At 62.9% G+C, this 16819-nt stretch carries 15 protein-coding genes and 1 pseudogene; 8 read left to right on the plus strand and 8 right to left on the minus strand.

The features are described from left to right. Window positions 1–16 precede the first annotated feature (16 nt). Window positions 17–1171: an alpha/beta hydrolase gene (locus tag D8W71_RS17675; RefSeq protein WP_121115183.1), complete on the plus strand. Its 1155-nt coding sequence runs from the start codon at window positions 17–19 to the stop codon at window positions 1169–1171. Between the two features lie 76 nt (window positions 1172–1247). On the opposite strand, the gene D8W71_RS17680 is transcribed toward D8W71_RS17675, so the two are convergent. Then, window positions 1248–2609 (minus strand): MCE family protein, encoded by a 1362-nt coding sequence (locus tag D8W71_RS17680; protein WP_121115185.1) that lies wholly within the window; start codon window positions 2607–2609, stop codon window positions 1248–1250. 118 nt (window positions 2610–2727) lie between these two features. Continuing rightward, on the minus strand, window positions 2728–3669 hold the full coding sequence (locus D8W71_RS17685; protein ID WP_121115187.1) for a CPBP family intramembrane glutamic endopeptidase: 942 nt from the start codon (window positions 3667–3669) through the stop codon (window positions 2728–2730). A gap of 151 nt (window positions 3670–3820) precedes the next feature. Here D8W71_RS17685 and D8W71_RS17690 point away from each other — a divergent pair, with 151 nt between their 5' ends. After that, window positions 3821–4672, plus strand: coding sequence for a DUF4436 family protein (locus tag D8W71_RS17690; protein WP_236077490.1), 852 nt, complete (start codon window positions 3821–3823; stop codon window positions 4670–4672). 48 nt (window positions 4673–4720) lie between these two features. Here D8W71_RS17690 and D8W71_RS17695 read toward each other — a convergent pair whose 3' ends face one another. Both D8W71_RS17695 and D8W71_RS17700 read right to left on the minus strand, forming a co-directional pair. Next, entirely contained in the window at window positions 4721–5746 is a 1026-nt protein-coding gene (locus D8W71_RS17695; RefSeq protein WP_121115189.1) for a Gfo/Idh/MocA family protein, read from the minus strand. 81 nt (window positions 5747–5827) lie between these two features. Then, window positions 5828–6732 (minus strand): annotated as a pseudogene (locus D8W71_RS17700) (sugar phosphate isomerase/epimerase family protein). Between the two features lie 223 nt (window positions 6733–6955). On the opposite strand from D8W71_RS17700, the gene D8W71_RS17705 reads away from it, so the two are divergent. Further along, window positions 6956–7933, plus strand: coding sequence for a LacI family DNA-binding transcriptional regulator (locus D8W71_RS17705; protein ID WP_121119480.1), 978 nt, complete (start codon window positions 6956–6958; stop codon window positions 7931–7933). A 71-nt stretch (window positions 7934–8004) separates the two neighbouring features. Here the strand turns inward: D8W71_RS17705 and D8W71_RS17710 are convergent, their stop codons facing one another. Beyond that, a complete protein-coding gene (locus tag D8W71_RS17710) occupies window positions 8005–8568 on the minus strand; it encodes a dihydrofolate reductase family protein (RefSeq protein ID WP_121115191.1) in 564 nt (187 codons plus the stop codon). A gap of 247 nt (window positions 8569–8815) precedes the next feature. Here D8W71_RS17710 and D8W71_RS17715 point away from each other — a divergent pair, with 247 nt between their 5' ends. Both D8W71_RS17715 and D8W71_RS17720 read left to right on the plus strand, forming a co-directional pair. Then, window positions 8816–9769 (plus strand): ferritin-like domain-containing protein, encoded by a 954-nt coding sequence (locus D8W71_RS17715; RefSeq protein WP_121115193.1) that lies wholly within the window; start codon window positions 8816–8818, stop codon window positions 9767–9769. Between the two features lie 93 nt (window positions 9770–9862). Next, a complete protein-coding gene (locus D8W71_RS17720) occupies window positions 9863–11113 on the plus strand; it encodes an NAD(P)/FAD-dependent oxidoreductase (protein ID WP_121115195.1) in 1251 nt (416 codons plus the stop codon). Here the strand turns inward: D8W71_RS17720 and D8W71_RS17725 are convergent. After that, window positions 11097–12380 (minus strand): MFS transporter, encoded by a 1284-nt coding sequence (locus D8W71_RS17725; protein ID WP_121115197.1) that lies wholly within the window; start codon window positions 12378–12380, stop codon window positions 11097–11099. The two genes, D8W71_RS17720 and D8W71_RS17725, sit on opposite strands and share 17 nt — an antisense overlap. A gap of 157 nt (window positions 12381–12537) precedes the next feature. Between D8W71_RS17725 and D8W71_RS17730 the strand changes: the two genes are divergently transcribed. Beyond that, window positions 12538–13863, plus strand: a complete 1326-nt coding sequence (locus D8W71_RS17730) for a flavin monoamine oxidase family protein (RefSeq protein WP_236077491.1) — start codon at window positions 12538–12540, stop codon at window positions 13861–13863. 19 nt (window positions 13864–13882) lie between these two features. Here D8W71_RS17730 and D8W71_RS17735 read toward each other — a convergent pair whose 3' ends face one another. Continuing rightward, complete coding sequence (locus D8W71_RS17735) at window positions 13883–14956, minus strand: alkene reductase (RefSeq protein WP_121115201.1); 1074 nt, start codon at window positions 14954–14956, stop codon at window positions 13883–13885. Window positions 14957–15099: 143 nt separating this feature from the next. On the opposite strand from D8W71_RS17735, the gene D8W71_RS17740 reads away from it, so the two are divergent. Then, complete coding sequence (locus D8W71_RS17740; protein WP_121115203.1) at window positions 15100–15504, plus strand: SRPBCC family protein; 405 nt, start codon at window positions 15100–15102, stop codon at window positions 15502–15504. A gap of 125 nt (window positions 15505–15629) precedes the next feature. Beyond that, window positions 15630–16055 carry an SRPBCC family protein gene (locus tag D8W71_RS17745; RefSeq protein ID WP_121119481.1) on the plus strand — a complete coding sequence of 142 codons (426 nt, stop codon included), beginning with the start codon at window positions 15630–15632 and terminating at the stop codon, window positions 16053–16055. A 43-nt stretch (window positions 16056–16098) separates the two neighbouring features. Here D8W71_RS17745 and D8W71_RS17750 read toward each other — a convergent pair whose 3' ends face one another. After that, window positions 16099–16806, minus strand: coding sequence for an enoyl-CoA hydratase-related protein (locus D8W71_RS17750; RefSeq protein ID WP_121115205.1), 708 nt, complete (start codon window positions 16804–16806; stop codon window positions 16099–16101). Window positions 16807–16819: the final 13 nt, after the last annotated feature.

A 16819-nucleotide genomic window follows, 5' to 3' on the forward strand; every position in this document is an offset into this window, starting at 1 on the left:
CGAACCGGAGACGCGTGTGGACTGGGATGACGGACGACGCAAGAAGAGACTGGCCGAGACCCGACTCGGACACGACTGGCAGGTATTCGGTCGGACCCGGCGCGCGTTCCTACGGCTCGCGCTTGCATCGATCCCTGTTCTTCTGACGATCGGCGTCTACTGGCAATGGGACGTCCTGCCCGAGCAACGACGCCTCGCCACCACGCAACCTCGCGTGGAGCAGATATTCGAGGCACGGTACGCAGAGGGCAATTCGACCGCGGTCGTGGACTTGGTGGGACTGGGAAACGTCGACGCCGCGCCTACTGCGCGCGCACTGACGAGCTTCGCCGACATCGGCAGGGTGTGGTCGGTGCGGTACGACAACAGAGGTCTCGATACCAAGGTGATCAGCGACCTCGTCGATAGACGCGCGACGACGGCCGGCGTGCGCAACATCGTGCTCGTCGGCCACAGCATGGGCGGAGTCGTGGCCCTCGAGGTTGCCAGGCATCTGTACGAGGACACCGACACCGCGGTATCCGGAGTCGTGCTCGACTGCACGCCCCTAGATCTGCACGCAGTGCGCGACTCGAGCCGCGACGCGGGTGAGGACCTGCTCAGGTGGATCGGGTGGCTCCCCGGCGCGCGCGAAAGTCGCACACTTCGTTCCGTTGTCGAGATGGCCGCTCGGCAGGACCGGTACGTAGACATGCAGTCGTCCTGGTACCCGCGAGTCGACTGGGGTGCAGCACTCGACGCACTGAACGAAGTGCTGACCGACAAGGTGCTGAACCCCTCTGCTGCGAGCAACGGGTTCATCGAATCTCAGTTCAGGACGATCGTCGCGTCTGGTGCGTTGAAGGACCTCGATGCACTCGCCGAGACCGTGGGCAGCAAGCCGCAGCCTTCGATCGTGTTCATGCGACCCGAGGATGCGACAGCAGACACCGTAGTGGATGTCGACTACTCCCAGCGGATCCTGTTCGAACGAGTGGGAGGCACCGAGGGAATGTTGCGCGTGGTTCGGATGGCAGGCACCGGGCACGCCAATCCCAGGCAGGCACCCGGCGTGTACAACGCCTCTATCAGCGCCCGCGTGTTGCCATTTCTCCAATCCACACTCGTTCACGAGCGGCGTTCGCCTGGTGCTGTGGACAAATCGCCGAAGCAGAGCCTTTCTCCTCGATGATGCATTCACAGCCAGCGGGTCCGACGGCGCAGGTTTCGAATGAACCCGATCGTGGTTGATCGTGCTCCGAAATTGCCTACTCGACCGAGGCGGTAAGCGTGACCGACGTTCCTCTCAGCGCTGGCGCCCCTGCCGAGGTGACCCACGAAGGAACGTCCTCCGGAGCGGTCCCCGTCTGTCCGCCGTAGATCACGGCGAGTGTGTCACGTTCGAAATCCGAGCCCGCGTAGCTCGCCGGAGCAGCGTTGTCCAGTCCGGGCAAGGCCGAGTACTGCGGCGCCGGAAGCTCCGGAATATCCTGCGGGCCCGGGTTTCTCGACGGCACCTGGTAGGAGCCGTCGTTGGCCGAACCACCCGGATACTGCGGGAAGAACTCCCCCGCAGCCGTGTCGGCCGGCGTGTAGCACCGCGGACCACGATCCTCGAACAGTCTCGGCTCGTCCTGGTTCGGGAGGTATCGACCCTTCGGGTTCACAAGTGGCATGTCGACGTTGATGCCTCGGTATTCGTCGCCGACCCCGATCACCTTCTGTGCGCGCTCGACGACCGGTACGAACTGACTGAACGTGCAGCCGAACGACGGCGAATACTGGGCGAGCAGTTCGAGTGCCTCACGCGAGTCCCGGGAAATAGTGATGAGGTCGTTCGCGTTTGCCTCGACGAAGTCGGCCGTCGAGCTGCTGGTCGCCGTCAGCGACGAAATCAGGGTGTCCACGGCCGGACGCTGCTCGACCAACGTGTTACCGGTGACCGACAGGTTGTCGAGTGCATCGATCAACTGCGGGCCCGCATCGGCGTAGGTCTGCGAGAAGTCCGCGAGACCGCGCAGGTCTTCCTGGATGTTCGGCAGTTCGGTGTTCAGACCCTTGAAAATGTTCTCCAAACGATCGACCGTCAGACCGAGCTGTTGTCCGCGCCCACTCAGACCTTGTGCGAGGGCACCGAGGGTGCTCGCCAGATCCTGCGGCGGAATCGCTTCGAGCAGTGGGAGCAGGTTGTCGAGCAACTGCCCGACCTCGATTGCGCTTCCACTGGTGTCCTGCCGGAGCACGGTGCCGTTGGTGATCGGCGATGCGGTGTCGTTCTCAGGAATCTGCAGTGCCACATAGCGTTCACCGAACAGTGTCTTCGGCAGCAACCGCGCGGTGGAGTTCGACGGAATGAGTTCCGCCTTGTCCGGGTCGATCGCGAGCTTCGCGGTGACGACACCGTCGACCGAAGACGCCGAACGGACCTCACCCACGATCAGACCGCGAACCTTCACATCGGCATTCGACGGCAACGCATTGCCCACCGAGTCCGTGACCAGGTCGATACTGACGACCTTCTTGAACGTCTTGCTGTACGAGGTGACCGACCAGCCGACGAAAAGGATGACCATGACAAACAACAGCAGGCCGAGCAGTCTCCGCTTGACCACGGACGGCGAATCGATCATTGATCGAACATTAATGTAACCGCGGGTAACGTTCACTATCCGCGGCTCGTAACGTACGTCACTCCCACCCCATCCAGCCTGCTGTCGTCAGCGGCTGCAACTCACCACGCATCGTCCCTCAAGGCGATACAGCGGGGGGCTTCCGCGAAGCATCGTCGGGTGGCACGTGGGGCAACTCGGGAACATCGGACACTTCGGGTTCGACGAGGTCGGACGTCCGAAGATCTCCGCGCCTGTCCCCTAGTCGGACGCTGCTGAGCGCGCGCGGCACGATCCAGAGCGTCAGCGCCCCGAAAAGGATCAGAATGTTGGCCCACTGCAGCACCATCGCGGCGCTGTCGTAGCCGATCACACGATCGAACGCCTGGATGTTCATGATGAGTCCGTGTACGACGACCAGCACCCAGAGCCGTCGGTACTTGAAATACACCCACACTGCAGCGGCGCCCCACAATGCCGCCCACACGAATCCGCCGCCGCCGAAGTAGAGATACAGAAATCCCCGCATTACGCCCGCAACGACCATGATCGCGCCGATCGGCACTCGGCCGGCGAGAAGCACGACCGGGAGCGCCGCCATCAAGGGCTCTTCCCTGAGTCCTGCGGATACAGCCGACAGCGCAGCCAGTGCCGGCGATTCGACAACTGCAGGCACCGAGATGTCGAACCGAGCCAGTCCTGAACTGTCGAGAGCCAGCACCAACGCCGACGACGCTGCGATCGCGGCGCAGAACGCAACCGCCGCATCGGCCGCGCTTCCGCGTCGCGCCGGAAGCGCGGCCGCCAGAGTCCGCTTACGTATCAGCAACACCGATGCGACAGCAATGGATCCGACCACGAACTGCACGACGAGAACAGCAAGGTCCGCGCGCTGATCAGCGGCGGAAAGGACTGGCGCAGCGGCGTCCGGCTCACTGAACCGCCACAGCGACCCCAGGATGCTGATCGAAAACAGCAGAGTCCACAGGCACGCAAGTCCGAGCAACAATCCGATCGTGACAAGTAAATTCGGGCGGTACGACGAGTCGGGCCGCACCCACACCTGGGTTCCGTTCGGCACCGACCACCTCGTTCACTCATTCCGCGCGACCGGCATCTGTCTACCACGGCACGCACTCGAACGTCGTCTCGCACGCAATCTCGATTCGGCCGCCGACGATCCCTGCCGCACCTAGACTGAGCCGACTCGACTCGACAAGCGCGGAGGCGGTGTGGCCGTGGGGACCGATCTCGGAACGTCGTCCCGGTGGAAGGTTGCGGCCGTCGTCGGCGCAGTAGTGGTCTGCTACGTCGCTGTTCTGCTGTCGTACGCTTCTGCGCATTCGACCGACGAGGTCGACACGCACACACCGGATCCAGGCGGCGCCTTGGTGTACGTCGACATGAGTTCGGTTGCCGGTACCGACTTCTCGCTCGACGCTCGCGTCTCGGTGTATCCGGGTAGCGAATTGATGGACAACAACGGTCATCTCGACCGTGATGTCGTGGTCGATCTGACTCCGATGCAAGCCGAGAACCAATTGGAGTTTCCGGCCGGAAGCGCTGCCGGTCCCCTCCCCGCCACGATCTACGCTGACGGCGACGCCAGATCCTGGCCGTTCGATCGGTACACCGCACAGTCGGTGACGGTCCGGGTGTTCGGTCGGACGGACGCTGGGCAACAACCGATTCCGGCAGTCGTGGTGGTCACGAATTCACTGACAGGATGGAACGTCGACGCGGGCTCGACGGAGATTCGCGACGGTGATGAATTCGACGTGACGGTCAGCCGAAATACTGTCTCGAAGGTGTACGATCTGGCCATCTGTTTGGTCCTGCTCGCGTTGCCGACCTGCGCGCTGTTCGTTGCAGTGTCCACGGTGCGTAGGCGTAAGAAGTTTCAGCCGCCCATGGTGACGTGGTTCGCCGTGATGCTGTTCGCTGTCTTGCCGATCAGGAATTTGTTGCCGGGTGCACCACCGATCGGGTCCTGGGTCGACTACACAGTCATACTCTGGGTTGTGATGGGTCTGGTCACGGCCATGATCTCCTACGTCTACGCATGGTGGCGAGACGCACCGTAACCGCCGGGCACGACTCGAACCGTGCCCGGCCGCGCACGCCTGAGAATCTCAGATCGACGAACGATCGACCATCTCGACCGCTACGCGCTCTCCGGTCTCGAGCGACTTCACCCCTGCCGCACACACTGCCGCTGCGGCATAACCGTCCCACGCTCCTGGTCCGTCGATGTAGTGTCCGGTCTCACGACCAGCCACGACGGCGTCGACCCAGCGCTGGATCTCGCTGTCGTACGCCCGCCCGAACCGCTCCTTGAAGGACGGAGTAATCGACCCGCCCCATGATCCGGGCGCGCTCTTGCGCACCAATCCGACATCGAGACCGATCATCGCGCTCCCGAGTTCGGCGACGACCTCTGTGCGGACCTCGTACGCAACGCCGGTGGTCACGAAGACCTCAGCATCGACGTGACGACCTGATTCCGTCGCGAATAGTGCGATCTGCGGATCTTGAAGCCCATGCGGTGCAGCGGAGTTCGCGGACGGCTTGATGATCTGAACCGATGCGATTTCCTCGTCGAGCAGAAATCGCGTCACATCGACTTCGTGCACGAGCGAGTCCTTGACGATCATGGCGCTGTCGAAGTTCGGAGGGACTGCCGGGTTGCGATGCACGCAGTGCACCACGAGAGGACGGCCGATGTCGCCCGAATCGATGAGCGCCTTCAGCTCGACGTACTCGTCGTCGAAGCGGCGCATGAAACCGACCTGGATCAGTGTTTTACCCAGTGCTGCTTCGGCTTTCACTACCGCGAGTGAGGTCTCGACGTCGGTGGTCAGCGGCTTCTCGCACAGAACGGGCTTGCCGTGCTCCAGGCAGGCCAGTAGTTGCTTCTCATGGGTGGGACCGGGGGTTGCCAGGAGCACTGCGTCGACGTCGGGATCCGAGATCGCGTCGATGGGGTCCGCCACGACGCGGCAGCCGGGAATCGACGCTGCCAGTTCCTCTGCCTTGTCGAGGAAGTAATCGTTGACCACCGCGACGCGTGCTCCGGCGATCTTCGATGTGATGCGAGCGACGTGATCCGCGCCCATCATCCCCACACCCAGTACGGCAATACGCAATTCGTTCGACATCGTGAACCTCTTTCTACGAGTGCTTGTCGTGCGTGCGTAGTTACGTCGCGAGGTAACTACGCACGCACGGGCGCGGAGCGCCTAATGGAAGGTGACGGACGGGATTCCGCAGGAACCCAGGTATTTCTGCGTGCGCTGCGCGATCGGCAGCGGGACGTCGGGTGCGCACGGATACATGTCCTGCTCCACGATCGCGAACACGTCGATGTCGAGTTTTTCGATAGCCGCGAGCAGCGGCGGCATGTCCGGGATGCCGAGAGGCGGCTCGGTCATCGCACCCAGCTTGACTGCCTCGCCGAACGGAAGATCCCCGCCTCGACCTTGGCACGAACCTCCTCGTTGACCTGCTTGAGGTGCAGGTAGCCGATTCGCTCGGGCGCGCGTTCGATGATTGCGATGTTGTCGCCGCCGCAATAACTGATGTGCCCGGTATCCAGGCACAGGTTCACGAACTCGCTGGAGGTTCCGTCCAGGAACCGGTAGACGTTGTCCTCTGTGTCGACGTGGGAATCCGCGTGCGGGTGATACTGCGCCGAGACTCCGTACTGCTCGAACATGCGCCTGCCGAGCTCGTTCATGCCGTCGGTCTTCCTCCGCCACTGATCGACGGTCAGGTTGCGATCCTCCAGGACCGCACCGGTGCTCGGGTCGCGCCACATCTCCGGAATCACGACGACATGCTTGCCACCGACCGCTGCGGTCAGTTTCGCAACGTCTTCGATCTGCGTCCATACCGCGTCCCACGAATCGTCCTGGTGCAGGTGTTCGAACACGGTTCCTGCGGACAGACGGAGATCGTGCGCGGCGAGTACGTCTGCCAACTCCTTCGGGTCGGTCGGGAGGTAGCCGTACGGTCCGAGTTCGATCCACTTGTAGCCGGACGCCGACACCTCTTCCAGAAATCGGGTGTAGGGGGTCTGCTGCGGATCCTCCGGGAACCACACTCCCCACGAATCGGGAGCAGATCCAACGTGGATGACGCTCATAGTCGTCCTTTCGAGAGGTCTCGGCGTCGGCGCATCGGCGCTCGGAAGCCCAGCGGGTGAAACGAACTGTCGCGCGTTACTAACGCGCTTCAGTCGCCTACTATTATGATCGCCGAACAGTTTGTCAAGACATTCTCGCTGCATGGTGTACGCGAGACCGACAGGAGTGCACGTGCCGAACACGAACGGGCCCATGGACTCGTCGCCTCGCAGGCGCACGACGATGGCCGAGGTAGCGGAGCGGGCCGGCGTTTCGCGCACACTCGTGTCGCTCATTTTCAGCGACAAACCCGGCGCATCGGTCAATACCCGCGATCGCGTACTACGCGCCGCCGACGAACTGAACTACCAACCGGACCGGGCGGCGCAACTGTTGGCCCGAGGGCGAAGTCGAACTCTCGGCGTTCTCACCGACGTCAAACAGACCTTCCAAGCCGAGATGATCGGCACCGTGTACGACGCGGCCGAACTCGCAGGGTATGAGGTACTGCTCTCGGCGAGCGGCCCGTCCCGAGACGAACAAAAGGCCATCGAGGCACTCTTGAGTCATCGATGCGAGGGGCTGATCCTGATCGACCCACTGTCGCCTTCCGCGTATCTTCGTTCGGTGGCCGAGCGCGCCGTGCTTACGATCGTCGGTCGCGCAATCGATCCCGCCAACACCGTCAGGTCCGCCGACAGCAAGGGAATTCGGCAGTCGGTCGATCATCTCGTCGAACTGGGTCACCGAGACATCGTTCACGTCGACGGCGGTGAGCACTTCGTTTCCATCGATCGGCGACGAGCATACGTGGAGTCGATGCGTTCGCACGGACTCGACGCGCACATTCGAGTGATCGCAGGGGCGCACGACGAACCTGCGGGTGCGGCCGCGGTCACGCTTCTCCTAGGGGAATCACGCCTGCCCACTGCAATTCTTGCCGGTAACGACCGAAGTGCACTGGGCGTCATGGACGAGCTGACAAGGGCTGGGATCTCGATTCCCGAGGACGTCTCGATAGTGGGATACGACGATTCTCCTCTGTCGAGCCTGGCCAGAATCGACCTGACCACGGTCCGACAGGACAGCGACGGACTGGCACGGAACGCGTTGGCGTTCACTGTATCCCGGCTGCAGGACCCGAATCTCGCACCCGGGGAGAGCGTCATCGAGCCGCATCTGGTGATCCGCGGGACCACAGGTCCCGCGCCCACCAGGTAACGCCCGGCAGCGGCCGGCCAGCGGACCACGAAACGCCCAGAACTACACGCGCGCGGCGAAACGCTTGGAAGTCAGCGCACCACGTCGAAAACTTGCTTCTGAATGCCGTTGCCGAACGCCTCGTATTCGGTCAACCGCAGCTTCGTTGCATCCATGTCGCTTTCACTGAACAGCCGCTTACCTGCACCGAGCAGCACGGGAAAAGTCAGGAGGTGGTAGCGATCCACGAGTCCAGCGTCGGCGAGGCTCTTGCCGAGGGTTGCACTTCCGTGGACGGCGATCGGGCCGCCTTCCTCTTCCTTGAGTGCGGCCACGTCTTCTACCGACCTCAATATCGTTGCGGGCCAGCGTGAATCGTCCTGCTCGAGCGTTGTGGACACAACATAGCGCGGCATTGCGTTGTATCCGGCGAAGTCGTCCATGGTCGGCCAGATCGGCGCAAAGGCTTCGTAGGACGTCCTGCCCAGCAGCAGCGCTGTTGTTTCCGCCTGCTCACGGCCCTTGATCTCGTACGCTGCAGGGTCGAACTCGACTTCGTTGAAAGTCCAACCCGCGTTCCGGTAACCGGATTCTCCGCCAGGCGCTTCCATGACACCGTCCAACGACACGAATGCAGTAACGATCAGGGTACGCATCGGCAATATCTCCTGATGTGAGCAGATTCAAGGTGACCCAACCGGTGAATGATACGTCGAACACCGACGGCGTCACCTCCAACCCACACCGACACCGATCGCGGAGTCCAGCCAGCCAGCGCTCGTGACTCTCATCACAACGCCGTACAGGTGTTTTATGTTGCTACCCGCGGGTAACCATTGTGTCAGTGCCTGAAGATTGTCTTGTTGGCACGCCCACGACCCAAACAACCCCAAGGAGCGCACGATGGCTACACCCACCTTGCTCGCACAGTTGCGGGCCGTACTGCAGTTGACCAACACCGAAATCCAGGTGGCTGAAACTCGCGTCGTACAAGCTCGTACGGAAGCCGTACGGACCGAATTGACCCAAAATGCAGCGAACGGACGTGAGCGCGCGGAAGCGATCGAATCGACCCTGCGAGAGCTCGGCGGATTGCCGGACGTAGTAGGTCCGTTGGTCGGACGCACCCTCGCTCTGTTCAAGACGCTCGCCGAACAGGCACAGCCGTTCGACGAGGCGCTGTTCGGCGACCTCGCGCTCGAACATCAGCTGGTAAGCCGGTCCAAGTACATCAAGGCGCTGGCGACGGCCGCTGACGAACCCTCTGTCGTCGGTCTGGCGAATCGCCTGATCACAGCGCACACCGCCACCGTCGAGTGGCTGGAAACCGTCCTCGCCGAGGATGCCCTCGGTGGTCCTGCTGCACTTCGGCGTACGCCCCTCCAGGCCGCTGCCGGAAGTGCGGTCAAGCTCGTGAACGCACCAGCAACCTGGTCTGCTCGCGGACTCGACCGAGCTCTCGACGTCGCTCGTGCGACCCCCAGCCGCGTGTCGGAGCTGCTCGGACGTGGAGCTCACGCCGGAGATATCGCAGTCCGTACCTTGTCCGCGAGCCGTGACGCTGCGCTCGAAGCCGCCGAGGACGTCACGCGCGACGAGGGTGTCGACGGGGTTGCCGACGCTATCCACTCGGCCCGAGCCGGAGGCGGCATTCTGGAGCCCAGCGAACTTCCGATCGAAGACTACGAGACCTTGAACGTCTCCGAATCCGTGGCCGCCATCAAGGAACTGGACGATCCGAAGGACGTCCGGATCGTGTTGGCATTCGAAGAAGCACACAAGAACCGCCACGGCGTCGTGTCAGCAGCACAGACTCGACTGGCCGCAATAGCCAAGGACGTCATCGCCGTTCACTGAGTCGATGCGAAATACTTCGGCCCGCGCTTTCAGCGCGGGCCGAAGTGCGTTGTACCTGGTTTCCGCGGGCTTCACTCGGGTATTGCGACATTCATGAACCACAGCGATGTCGTTGCCACACCGAATAATTCGGGTTCCGATCCGTCGAGCACAGCGCAACGCATGTTCGACGTTGTGGTCATCGGAGGTGGTAACGCCGGGATCAGCGCCGCGGCACGACTGACACGCAAAGGGATCGACAACGTTGCGGTAGTCGAAATCAACCAGGTGCACACCTACCGACCGTTGCTGTCGTACGTCGGTGGAGGTCAGGCGCAGCTGTCCGCTGCCGAACGCACGCAGCGCTCGGTAATTCCCGCCGGTGTTACCTGGGTCGAGGATTCAGCGGAGTCGATCGATCCCGGCGCGCACACGGTCACGACAGCATCCGGGCAGCAACTCCGCTATCGCGACCTCGTCCTGGGCACCGGTCTGGTTCCTGATCACACCGCACTGCCCGGCATCGACGAAGCACTCGATTCCCCTTCGGTAGCAAGTAATTACGTACACCGAGCCGAAAAGACGTGGGAGTTGGTCCGGTCCATGTCTCCGCGAGGCCGTGCAGTCTTCACCGTTCCCCGCGCGCCGGTGAGTTGCACCGGTACGACACTCAAACCCCTTTTCCTCGCTGCCGCGCAGTGGCGGAGCGACGGACGATTGCCCGGCATCGACATCACGTTGGTGATCGACCGACCGAACATGCTCGGCGTTCCGGATCTGGACAGACGAATTCGCGAGCGCCTTCGCCAGTTGGATGTCCGCGTCGTCGAGCACGCTGCGGTGACCACCCTTCGCCCAGGGCAGCGCAGCATCACTGTCACCGGTGCGGACGGGTCGTCCGAGGATGTCCAGTATGACTTCCTGCACCTCGTGCCGCCGTTCCGAGGGCAGGAGTGGCTGGGACACACTGGCTTGACAGACCCGAATCGTCATGGTCTCGTCGACGTCGACCCGCACACGTTCCAACACCGCAGCCACCCCGACGTATGGGCTGTGGGCGACGGTGCGGCAATCGAGACCGATCCGTCCGGCGGCGGATTGCGGAAGCAGGTCGGCATTCTCGTCGACAACATTCTCGCCGCGCGCGATGGCCGAAAACTCGGTTCGTACGACGGCTACACCGTCGCCCCGATTCCGATCGACGCGCACACCCTCATCGCCGGCGAGTTCGACCGCACCGGACAGGTGACGTCCTCACTGCCCTCGTTCCTCGACCCGCTCGAACCAAGAAGGTCCGCGTGGGCGTTCGATCGTTACGTCCTACCCCGTGTCTACTGGTACTCGATCCTCAAAGGCCGGGTGTAGCGCGTCTCGGCGGGACAACCGCTTTCAGTCCGGACGGACCTACACCTCGATCGAGTGCGAGTAGAAGTACAGCACAGCCGGCACCCGACAACACCGTCGCGACGACGAACATGACCGTGAAACCGAAGAGGTCTCCGACGACTCCGGCCGTCACACCGGCGGCACCCTGTGCAACCACGACCGCACAGGCGACAAGGGTGTAGTCGCTTCCTGCGAACCGTTTCTCGGCCGCATCCATCATCAGCGCGAACACCGCGACGGTTGCAGCGCCACCGAGGACGTGCTCGGCGATACTTGCCGTCACGATCAACGGGAAACCGCCGATTCCCAACGATGCAATTACGTACAGCACCAGGCTGACCGTCTGCGCGATCCCGCCGAACAGCAGCGCATGCCGTCGTCCGTATCGGAACGACAACAACGCACCGAGCCCAGCACCGACGAGCGCCGCCACCGATGACAGCCCACCGTCGACGAGGGCGATCTGCCCCAGGGACAAACCGCTGTCGGACATGAAAGGACCGACGAGCGCCGAACCCATCGAATTCCCGAACTTGAAGCCGCCGATCAGAAGGATGAACGCGATCATCCCCGGCCGTCGCAGACGTTCGACCCAGCCGAGAGCGAGTCGAGCAGCGGACTTCTCTCGGTCGCTTCCCTCGTCCTCGGTGTGGACGTCTGCGGCACGAAGTTCCTGCCGCAGAAACAACACCGGAACCGTCGCGAGCAACAGCAGTACAGCCATCGAGGCGAACAGCAATCGCCAACCGGACACCGAGAACAGCCACAGCAGTAGTCCCCCGCCGCAGACCATTCCGATCCGATATGCACCCACTTGAAGTCCATTGCCGAGCCCGCGTTGTCGTGTACTCAACAGACGCACCGCCATGCCGTCCGTCGCAACATCCTGGGTCGCCGACAGAACATTGACGACGAAGATTCCGACGAAGAGCCATCGAAGCGATGTCGACAGGTCCAAAAACGACAAGCCGAGCGCAACACCGGCCGACGCGATCTGCAGCGACAGCAGCCACGTCCTGCGGGTGCCGTACCTGTCGACGTACGGCGCCCATAGGAATTTCAGCGCCCACGGGAGGAAGAGGACGCCCGTCGCACTGATTTTCACCAGCGAGTATCCGGACTCTCGCAAGACCACCGGCAACGCACTGGTGAAGAACCCGAAAGGCACGCCCTGAGCGAAATACAGCGCTCCCAGCAGTGTCAGAGTGCCAGCGGTGAACGAAGTCGTCCTGGGGGCCAACGTCATGCGGGACATCGTGTCAGAGCACAGTCAGCTGCGCTCGTTCACGCCCGGCTTCCAACGGCTGCGTCGAACATCGTCGATCGATCCCGGTAGCACCGAACGCCACACAACCCGAAGAGATAGCCTGGGAGCGGACTGCAACGACAGATCGGAGCCCGCCGTGACGGACATAGACACTCTGATTGTCGGGGCCGGCATCGCCGGCCTAACGGCAGCGAGGATCCTTGCACGCCATGGCAGAAGCGTCGTCGTACTCGAGGCTCGCGACCGAGTGGGCGGCCGGGTATGGACATCTCGCTCGGATGGAAATGTTCTCGATCTCGGCGCGTCATGGATACACGGCGTCGACGGCAACCCTGTCGCGGATGCCGCTGCCGCCTTCGGAATTCGTACGACCGAGTTCACAGTCGGCAGTTATCAGCCGGACGGCAGACCGATCGCGTACTACTCCCCCGCCGGTACCCGCTTGAGCGCGCAGGCCGCGGCAGATTTCGCCGCGGACGTGCACCGTTTCGCGGCTTCGTCGACATCGACGATTGCCTCCGCCGAGCCGATGACCACTTTCGGGCAGGCAACCGAAGCCACGCTTGCACTGTTCGATTGGGATACCGAACGCGCGGAACGTGTTCGGGAGTTCGTGTGGCACCGATCCGAGGAACAGGCTGGTGCGTCGGTCGACGATCTCGACGCCCACGGACTCGACGACGACTCGATCGAAGGTGACGAAGTCGTATTTCCGGACGGGTACGACGAACTGGCGCTGCGCCTGGCCGACGGACTCGACATCCGGTTCGAACACATCGTGACACGCGTACGCCGGGGTGAATCCGGCGTCACGATCGACACCCAACGAGGAACGTTCGCGGCAGCACGAGCAGTGGTCACCGTGCCCGTCGGCGTACTGAAGTCCGCGCAATTCGTATTCGATCCGCCACTACCCGAACCCGTCGCCGGTGCACTCGACGGATTGGAGATGAACGCGTTCGAGAAGGTGTTCCTACGATTCCCGGTCAAGTTCTGGGACGAGGACGTCTATGCAATTCGGCAGCAAGGAGCCGCCGGCCGATGGTGGCATTCGTTCTACGACGTCAGTCCCGTGGACGGGCCACCGATGCTGCTGACCTTCGCCGCGGGGTCATGTGCGCGCGAAACCCGGACGTGGTCGGACGAATCGATCGGAGAATCGGTGATGGCCGCATTGCGAGGAATCTTCGGCGACCGCGCGCTCCCACCCGAACTCGTGCACGTCACCCGCTGGCAGGACGACCCGTACTCGTCAGGGTCCTACTCGTATATGACTGTCGGCTCGGAACCCAATGACCACGACGCGCTTGCGACGCCGATCGACGGTGTGCTGCATCTCGCCGGTGAAGCCACGTGGACCGACGACCCAGCAACTGTGACGGCGGCGCTCAGGTCCGGTCACCGCGCGGCCCAGCGAATAGTCGACCGCGCGGTGGCTCTCACGGAGATATGGGAGCCCTGACCGAGACCTCCGAGGTGTGCTACCGAGCGAGTGCCGGGTAGTCGGTGTAGCCCTTCGCCCCGTCCGAGTAGAACGTCGCCTGATCAGGCTCGTTCAGTGGCAGGTCCTCGTGCCACCGGTACACGAGGTCCGGATTCGCGATGGCGGGGCGACCGACGACCACTGCATCTCCTATGCCGTCCGCCACGAGCGTCAGCGCTTCGTCCCTGCTGGTTATCTCACCGAATCCGGAGTTGACCAAGACTGGACCGCCGAAAGAGCTCTTCAGGTTTTGCACAAGGTCACCCGACGGAGACTTGTGCAGCACGCTGAGGAAAGCAAGCCCCAGAGGAGCGAGTGCGTCGATCAACGCGCCGTATGTGGCGGCCACGTCGGCGCGGTCCGTCTCGAGCGCGTCCTGAATGTTGTGCTCAGGCGAGATTCGGATCCCGACCCGGCCCGCGCCGATCGCATCGGCCACCGCCTTGACGACCTCGATGACGAAACGTGCGCGATTCTCGGGCGTGCCGCCGTAAGCATCGTCGCGACGATTGGATGCGGGTGAGAGGAACTCGTGTAGCAGATACCCGTTCGCCGAATGTATTTCGACGCCGTCCATCCCGGCTTCGATCGCGTTTTTCGAACCCTGTACGAACTCGTCGATCACCGAGGACAACTCGTCTGTGTCGAGCGCGCGGGGAACGGGGTAGGGCGCCTTACCGTCGTACGTGCGTGTTTCACCGTCGATGGCAATGGCGCTCGGGCCGACCACCTCACGGCCGCCGGTCGTACCCTCGTGCGTGACGCGGCCGGCGTGCATGATCTGCGCAACGATCAACCCGCCCTCGGCGTGCACTGCATCGGCAACTTTTCGCCAGCCATCGATCTGGGCGGGCGTCACGAGCCCGGGCTGCCCCGGGAAGCCCTGTCCCGCCTGCGACGGGTAAGTCCCTTCGCTGACGATCAAGCCGAGCGAAGACCGCTGCCGGTAATGCTCGACGACCAGCGGGCCTGGAACACCGTCCCGCCCTGATCGCACGCGGGTCAGCGGGGCCATCACCAGGCGGTTGCGAAGGGTCAGGTCGCCGAGGGACAACGGGGTGAACAACTTCACTGGACTCGACTCTTTTCCGTGTTCGGATATGTACCCATCAACTACTGAACCTTGCTAACCACACGTTCCCGGTTACCTATTCCGATTCGAGACCGGCATCACGCCGTGTTTGGTGTGCACGCCGATCGGCTATCGCGGTCGCTATGCGTTTGAAACTGCGTCGCGGTATGCCATCGGTCGAACTGTTCATGGCGACCCCGCCCGCGTCCGCGTGGAACGTTCTCGTCGACCTCGACGCATGGTCCGACTGGGGGCCCACCGTATCGGGCGCCGAGCTCGACGAGCCAGGTCCGCTGTCCATGGGCTCGACCGGGAAAGTGATCACGGCCGTCGGTGTAGCGCTGCCGTTTCGCATCACCGAATTCCAAGACGGCCGCATGTGGGGTTGGACTGTGGCCGGAGTACCGGCAACGAGACACGAGGTAGTACCCCATGCGCGTGGATGCGTTGTCAGCTTCGGAGTCCCGCTTTGGGCACCGGCCTACCTCCCTGTGATGGCACTCGCACTACCACGGATCGAGCGACTGGCGAAGCGCACATCCGGCTGAACACATCAAGCGGACATCCCGGCCGATGAACGCGTCCCGTGATCGAGATGTCCGCGACCTCCGAGAACGTGTGAGAGTCTGTGGATCCGACCGCGGCCCGCACGAACCACTGGAGGCACCCTTTCATGAGCTCCCCCACCCGAGTGCATATCGAGCACGACTTCGCATCCGATCCTGCGACCGTTTTCGAGGCATTGTCCGAACACGAGAACCTCGGTCCCGTGTTCAAGTCGAAGATCGACCGGGTCTGCGACGGCGACTCGACCCGCAACGGTGTCGGTTCGACGAGGCGGTTGAAAATCGGTCCGCTCCCCGCATTCGAGGAAACCACGACGACGTCGCAGCCGAACTCGCTGATCGAGTATCGAATCACCAAGGGCAGTCCGTTGCGTGGTCATTGGGGCGTCCAGCGCCTCAGCCCAACCGCCGATGGGGGCACCCACCTCGACTACACCATCGGCTTCGACGCACCCGTCCCTGGCCTGGCATTTGTCGTGGGCAAGATCTTGACGCTGGCCATCTCGCAGGGGCTTCGCACTCTCGCACCATGACCCGTGAACGTCCGCGTCCTCACTGTCGGCCGGCGTTATCCGTCTAGCGCGACGTCCATTCCTGCTCGTCGACGCCTGACACGGGCGTCTCCAGTGAATCGAGTACGCGGGCATACATCGTCCGCTTGATGTCGCCGAGGACATTTCCTCTCGTGCTGACCAGAGCAGACGCGCGGGCTACAGCCTCGCCCAGTACTCGATCTGCGGGTACTGCTGCGTCGACGAGTCCGAGTAGTGCCGCATCGTCCCCGCCGTACCGTCGTCCGGTGGTCAGCGCCTCGTGAAAGGCATGGGGAGCCAATTTTGCCGCGACCATGTCGACTGTCCCCGGACTGTAGCTCGCTCCGATGCTCACCCCCGGAAAGCAGAGGAAACCGCGGTCCGAGCGCATGATCCGATGGTCGTGCGCCATCGACAGGAACGCGGCTCCGCCGAAGGTGTGACCTTGGAGCGCCGCCACGGTCTGCATCGGGAAGGTGAGAATGCGTGACAACAGAGTCTGGACCGAGCCGATGAACGTGTTGACCTGATGCAAGTTCTCAGCACCCCAGGACAGATCGACGCCGGCCGAGAAGTATTTGCCTGTTGCCGTCGTGACGAGTGCCGTGGGACCGTCGGAGCCCTCGACCTCGTCGAGCAAGGCGCCGACCGTCTCCAGCCATCTCGGACCGATACGGTTCTCCGTGTCGACCTCGTCTCGCTCTCCGAGGTTGAGTACGAAAACGTCGTCGATTCTGTCGAGGTAGGGCATATATTCAAACTAC

The organism is Rhodococcus sp. P1Y (assembly GCF_003641205.1).
Classification (GTDB): Bacteria; Actinomycetota; Actinomycetes; order Mycobacteriales; family Mycobacteriaceae; genus Rhodococcoides.